We start from the raw sequence: 4,407 nt of genomic DNA, 5'->3' as shown, positions 1-4,407 counted from the left end.
TTAAAAGCGACTTCACCAAAAGTTACACCTTCAATTCCGATTGATTTTCCGTGAAAAATAGTACCGTCTTTAAGAAGTAAAACGGCCTTAGAACGATTGTTGTATTTCATTGCGTTGTGTTGTTGTGGTTGCAAATTTAGTTATAAAAGTTGTTTTGTGAAATTATTTTAATTATTAACGATATAATTAAAAATTTTCACGACATCGTTTTCTTCACTAAATGATAATTTATTTGAATTAGCATAATTCTTTATTAGATCAATTTTATCAGGAAAAAGATTTAATAAAGATTTTTTATTCAATTTAAAATCTGTGACAACACCATTTCGAAAAATTTTATATTCATTTTTATAAACGTATCTTCTAGGTGTTAATGAAGATTGAGTTAGAGGATTACTAACAGCTTCTTGAATAACTACTTGAAATGACTTTAAAAATTCAAAAGTATCAGAGGTGAACAATTGAAGAAAAAGCTCTTCATTATAAACTTTATAGACTTTAGAGAGATATTTAACTTTATCAATATCTTTTAAATCGTATTGAAATACAGAGTCTTTAGAAACTTTAGATTCTAATTTTTTAGTTGAGATATTGTAATTTAAATTAAGTAAATCAAATCGATTCCCTTTCATATTTATAACAGAGAATAAACCTTCCCAAGAATTAAACAAATAAGGAGAACCTGAAATAGACTTATCTTCAACTGAAGCAGGCAACCACATACCCGCTTTATTGAAATTTCCTAAATAATCGATATTATAATCTCCCTTTTTAGAGTTTTGATTATCTTGAGCAAAAAAAGAAAATGTTACAAATAACATAAAGTGCAAGCAATAATTTTTCATAATTAAAATTTTAAAATACAAATTAAAATAAAAAAGGATAAACTATAATAGTTTATCCTTTTTTTTAACATATTAAAAAATATATTATTCTGTAGCTTCAGTATTTTCAGAAGTTTCAGTAGCTGGAGCTTCAGGAGCAGTACCTTCCGCTTTTTTAGCTCTACCACGACGAGTCGTTTTCTTAACTTCTTTTTTACCACCATTGTACAATGTATTGAAATCTACTAACTCAATCATTGCCATATCAGCGTTATCCCCTAAACGGTTTCCTAACTTGATGATACGTGTGTATCCTCCTGGACGGTCACCAACTTTAGCAGCAACTTCTCTGAACAATTCAGTAACTGCATATTTATCTCTTAAATAAGAGAAACAAATACGACGATTGTGAGTTGTATCTTCTTTTGATTTTGTTACTAATGGTTCAATAAATTGTTTTAAAGCTTTTGCTTTAGCAACAGTTGTATTAATACGCTTATGCTCAATTAACGAACAAGCCATATTAGCTAACATAGCTTTTCTATGTCCTGTTTGTCTACTTAAATGATTATTTTTTTTTCCGTGTCTCATGACGTCTATTATTTATCTTCATCTTGCATCAATCCAGCTAAGGAGCGCAAAATATGAAGCAATTATTCTTTATCTAACTTATATTTAGTTAAATCCATTCCGAAAGTAAGGTTTTTATTTGCCACTAACTCATCTAATTCAGTTAATGATTTTTTACCAAAATTACGGAACTTCATTAAGTCGTTCTTATTGAAAGATACTAAATCACCTAATGTATCAACTTCAGCCGCTTTTAAACAATTTAATGCTCTTACAGATAAGTCCATATCAACTAATTTAGTTTTCAATAACTGTCTCATGTGTAAAGATTCTTCATCATAAGACTCAGTTTGAGCAATTTCATCTGCCTCAAGAGTAATTCTTTCATCAGAGAACAACATAAAGTGGTGAATTAACGTTTTAGCAGCTTCAGTTAAAGCATCTTTAGGATGGATAGAACCATCAGTAATGATTTCAAAAACTAATTTTTCGTAATCCGTTTTTTGTTCCACACGGAAATTCTCAATAGCATATTTTACGTTCTTTACTGGGGTGTAAATAGAATCTGTAAAAATAGTTCCTATTGGAGCATTTGATTTTTTGTTCTCTTCAGCAGGAACATATCCTCTACCTTTTTCGATAGAAAGTTCCATGTTGATAGCTGTTTTGCTGTCTAAATTACAGATAACTAAATCTGGATTTAAAACTTGAAAACCAGAGATGAATTTTTGAAAATCACCTGCAGTAATTTTATCTTTACCTGAAAGAGAGATAGAAACAGACTCATTATCAATATCCTCAATTTGACGTTTGAAACGTACTTGTTTAAGGTTTAAGATAATTTCTGTTACATCTTCCACTACACCAGCGATTGTAGAGAACTCATGTTCTACACCTTCAATACGTACTGATGTAATAGCATAACCTTCAAGTGAAGAAAGCAAAACTCTTCTAAGTGCATTACCAACAGTCAATCCGTAACCAGGTTCCAAAGGTCTAAATTCAAATTTACCTTCGAAATCCGTAGAATCGATCATGATAACTTTATCGGGCTTTTGAAAATTAAATATTGCCATATTTCGACTAATGTCAATTATTATTTGTTATACAACTCAACGATTAGTTGTTCTTTAATATTTTCTGGAATTTGAAGTCTTTGAGGTACAGAAACAAAAGTTCCCTCTTTAGTATCATTATTCCAAGTAATCCACTCATATACATGAGAAGAAGCAGCTAAAGAACGGTCAATAGCTTCAAGAGATTTTGATTTTTCACGTACAGCAACTTTATCACCAGGTTTTAGGTGGTAAGAAGGTACATTAACAACTTCACCATTAACAGTGATGTGTCTGTGAGATACAATTTGACGAGCAGCTCTACGAGATGGAGCAACACCCATTCTGTAAACTACGTTATCTAAACGAGCTTCACATAATTGTAATAAGATTTCACCTGTTACTCCAGAAGCAGCAGATGCTTTTTTAAATAAGTTTCTGAATTGTTTTTCTAAAATACCATAAGTATATTTAGCTTTTTGCTTTTCCATTAACTGAACAGCATATTCAGATTTTTTACCTCTCTTTTTAGCTAAACCATGTTGCCCTGGAGGGTAATTTCTTTTTTCGAAGGCTTTATCATCTCCGAAGATTGCTTCGCCAAATTTACGAGCAATTTTTGTTTTTGGACCAGTATATCTTGCCATTTTAAAAAATTAAAAAAGGTAGGAATTATGAATTCAGGTCTATATCCTTCGATAATTTTAAACCTACCCGTGTTATACTTAAATTATACTCTTCTTCTTTTCGGAGGACGACATCCGTTGTGAGGCATTGGAGTTACATCAATGATTTCTGTAACTTCAACTCCTGAGTTATGGATTGATCTAATAGCAGATTCTCTACCATTTCCTGGACCTTTCACATAAACTTTCACTTTTTTAAGTCCAGCTTCAAGAGCTACTTTACTACAATCTTCTGCTGCCATTTGAGCTGCATAAGGAGTATTCTTTTTAGAACCTCTAAAGCCCATTTTACCAGCTGAAGACCAAGAAATTACTTCACCTTTCTTATTAGTTAAAGAAATGATGATATTGTTAAAAGTAGCATTAATATGTGCTTCTCCCGAAGATTCAACGATAACTTTACGTTTTTTTGCAGTTGCTTTAGCCATATTATTACTTATTATTTAGTTGCTTTTTTCTTGTTAGCAACAGTTTTTCTCTTACCTTTTCTAGTTCTAGAGTTGTTTTTAGTTCTTTGACCTCTTAATGGAAGTCCAGCTCTGTGACGAATACCTCTTTGACATCCAATATCCATTAAACGTTTGATGTTTAATTGAACTTCTGAACGCAATTCTCCTTCAATTTTATAGTATGATACCGCGTCACGGATTGCTCCGATCTCGTCATCATTCCAATCTTGAACTTTTTTGTCTTCGCTCACTTGAGCTTTAGCTAAAATATCTTTAGCTCTGCTTTTACCAATACCAAAAATGTATGTTAAAGCAATGATTCCTCTCTTTTGTTTAGGTATATCTACCCCTGCAATTCTTGCCATAATTATCCTTGTCTTTGTTTAAATCTAGGATTCTTTTTGTTAATAACGTATAATCTTCCTTTTCTACGTACAATAATGCACTCGGCACTTCTCTTTTTAACTGATGCTCTTACTTTCATTTTAATAGCTTTAGTATCTATAAGTAATTCTTGCTTTAGACAAATCATAAGGGCTCATTTCAAGTTTAACCTTGTCACCCGGTAACAACTTAATGTAATGCATACGCATTTTACCAGAGATATGAGCAATTACAACGTGTCCGTTTTCTAATTCTACACGAAACATAGCATTTGATAATGCTTCAATAATTGTTCCGTCTTGTTCTATTGCTGATTGCTTTGCCATAAAAATTAAGCTACTGCTTTTCTATTTTTACCACTTTTCATCAAACCATCATAGTGTTTATTCAATAAATAAGAATTTATTTGTTGAATAGTATCTATTGCAACTCCAACCAT

8 protein-coding genes are annotated in these 4,407 nt (G+C 31.4%); all 8 read right to left on the bottom strand.

From position 1 onward, the window contains the following. Positions 1-167: 167 nt before the first annotated feature. Positions 168-845 carry a hypothetical protein gene (locus Q0075_RS13130; protein ID WP_297869903.1) on the bottom strand — a complete coding sequence of 226 codons (678 nt, stop codon included), beginning with the start codon at positions 843-845 and terminating at the stop codon, positions 168-170. 84 nt (positions 846-929) lie between these two features. Beyond that, positions 930-1,415, bottom strand: coding sequence for a 50S ribosomal protein L17 (gene rplQ / locus Q0075_RS13125; RefSeq protein ID WP_291107682.1), 486 nt, complete (start codon positions 1,413-1,415; stop codon positions 930-932). A gap of 62 nt (positions 1,416-1,477) precedes the next feature. Further along, positions 1,478-2,470, bottom strand: a complete 993-nt coding sequence (locus Q0075_RS13120; RefSeq protein WP_231842242.1) for a DNA-directed RNA polymerase subunit alpha — start codon at positions 2,468-2,470, stop codon at positions 1,478-1,480. Between the two features lie 20 nt (positions 2,471-2,490). Then, on the bottom strand, positions 2,491-3,096 hold the full coding sequence (gene rpsD / locus Q0075_RS13115; RefSeq protein ID WP_297869902.1) for a 30S ribosomal protein S4: 606 nt from the start codon (positions 3,094-3,096) through the stop codon (positions 2,491-2,493). Between the two features lie 83 nt (positions 3,097-3,179). Beyond that, positions 3,180-3,563, bottom strand: coding sequence for a 30S ribosomal protein S11 (gene rpsK, locus Q0075_RS13110; protein WP_008254446.1), 384 nt, complete (start codon positions 3,561-3,563; stop codon positions 3,180-3,182). An 11-nt stretch (positions 3,564-3,574) separates the two neighbouring features. Continuing rightward, positions 3,575-3,949, bottom strand: coding sequence for a 30S ribosomal protein S13 (gene rpsM / locus Q0075_RS13105; protein WP_073583306.1), 375 nt, complete (start codon positions 3,947-3,949; stop codon positions 3,575-3,577). A 2-nt stretch (positions 3,950-3,951) separates the two neighbouring features. After that, positions 3,952-4,068, bottom strand: coding sequence for a type B 50S ribosomal protein L36 (ykgO, locus tag Q0075_RS13100; protein WP_002987490.1), 117 nt, complete (start codon positions 4,066-4,068; stop codon positions 3,952-3,954). Between the two features lie 10 nt (positions 4,069-4,078). Next, on the bottom strand, positions 4,079-4,294 hold the full coding sequence (gene infA / locus Q0075_RS13095) for a translation initiation factor IF-1 (protein ID WP_026725626.1): 216 nt from the start codon (positions 4,292-4,294) through the stop codon (positions 4,079-4,081). Positions 4,295-4,407 lie beyond the last annotated feature (113 nt).

It is taken from the genome of uncultured Flavobacterium sp., assembly GCF_937967675.1.
Classification (GTDB): domain Bacteria; phylum Bacteroidota; class Bacteroidia; order Flavobacteriales; family Flavobacteriaceae; genus Flavobacterium.
Note: the sequence above shows the minus strand (reverse complement) of the source record. Positions and strands in the feature narration are given on the sequence as shown.

Coding starts and splice junctions, on each gene's coding strand:
- rplQ (WP_291107682.1), bottom strand. CDS start 1,415: ATGAGACACGGAAAAAAAAATAATCATTTAAGTAGACAAACAGGACAT.
- Q0075_RS13130 (WP_297869903.1), bottom strand. CDS start 845: ATGAAAAATTATTGCTTGCACTTTATGTTATTTGTAACATTTTCTTTT.
- ykgO (WP_002987490.1), bottom strand. CDS start 4,068: ATGAAAGTAAGAGCATCAGTTAAAAAGAGAAGTGCCGAGTGCATTATT.
- rpsM (WP_073583306.1), bottom strand. CDS start 3,949: ATGGCAAGAATTGCAGGGGTAGATATACCTAAACAAAAGAGAGGAATC.
- Q0075_RS13120 (WP_231842242.1), bottom strand. CDS start 2,470: ATGGCAATATTTAATTTTCAAAAGCCCGATAAAGTTATCATGATCGAT.
- rpsD (WP_297869902.1), bottom strand. CDS start 3,096: ATGGCAAGATATACTGGTCCAAAAACAAAAATTGCTCGTAAATTTGGC.
- infA (WP_026725626.1), bottom strand. CDS start 4,294: ATGGCAAAGCAATCAGCAATAGAACAAGACGGAACAATTATTGAAGCA.
- rpsK (WP_008254446.1), bottom strand. CDS start 3,563: ATGGCTAAAGCAACTGCAAAAAAACGTAAAGTTATCGTTGAATCTTCG.